Here is an 806-nt window from a genome sequence, read left to right as displayed (position 1 = left end):
TAGCCAATCCTTTGAGCAGATATGGATATTTGCGGTGAGCTTGATTAGCCTGGCTTAAATTTGGTTTGCAATATAACGCATTAATGCCCATTTTCTTCATTAAAGTACGTGTATGACGTCGTCCTATATGATGTCCTTGACGATTCAACAAATCACGCATCATCCGGCTACCTGCAAAAGGGTATTGCATATGTAACTCATCCATACACCGCATTAGCTTCAGATCTGATGCACTCACAGGTTTTGGGCGATAGTAATAACAACCACGGGAGACTTTCAGCAGCTGAGCTTGCTTAGATACTGAAATCTGAAGTGAGTCATCGATTAACTTTTGTGGTTGAAGCGGCCCAGTTTCTTCAACACACCTTCTAAAAAATCAATTTCTAATGCCTGCTCACCGATTTTTGCATGTAGTTTTTTTAGATCGATGGGTGGTTCTGTTGGAGCTTTTGATTGATCGAAAGCTTGCGAGGAAGCTGAAATCAGTTGATTTTTCCAGTCGATAATTTGGTTTTGATGAACATCAAATTCAGCACTCAATTCAGCAAGTGTTTTTTCTGCTTTAATCGCAGCAAGTGCTACCTTAGCTTTAAAATCATTTGAATGATTTCTTCTTGGTCTACGTGCCATAAAATACTCCATATATTGATGTTTATAACATCATTTGGGGAGCAAAATATCACTTATAAGTGTTGTTCAAATTTCCTGATCCACCTCTAGACTATCGAGTGTTCTATTTTGCCATTCTGTCACTTGTTCAATGACAACATCCGTCACCTTACTAATAAGGGAGGCAGATACATCGG

At 39.1% G+C, this 806-nt stretch carries 2 pseudogenes; both read right to left on the bottom strand.

Annotated elements, in window-relative coordinates:
* Nucleotides 1–642 (bottom strand): annotated as a pseudogene (locus DLK05_RS16580) (IS3-like element ISAba14 family transposase); the annotation flags it as partial.
* 75 nt (nt 643–717) lie between these two features.
* Nucleotides 718–806: pseudogene (locus DLK05_RS16575) on the bottom strand (transposase); the annotation flags it as partial.

The organism is Ancylomarina longa, from assembly GCF_003996985.1.
GTDB classification, from domain to species: Bacteria; Bacteroidota; Bacteroidia; order Bacteroidales; family Marinifilaceae; genus Ancylomarina_A; species Ancylomarina_A longa.
The sequence above is the reverse complement of the archived record's forward strand: the minus strand, read 5'-3'. Positions and strand labels throughout refer to the sequence as shown.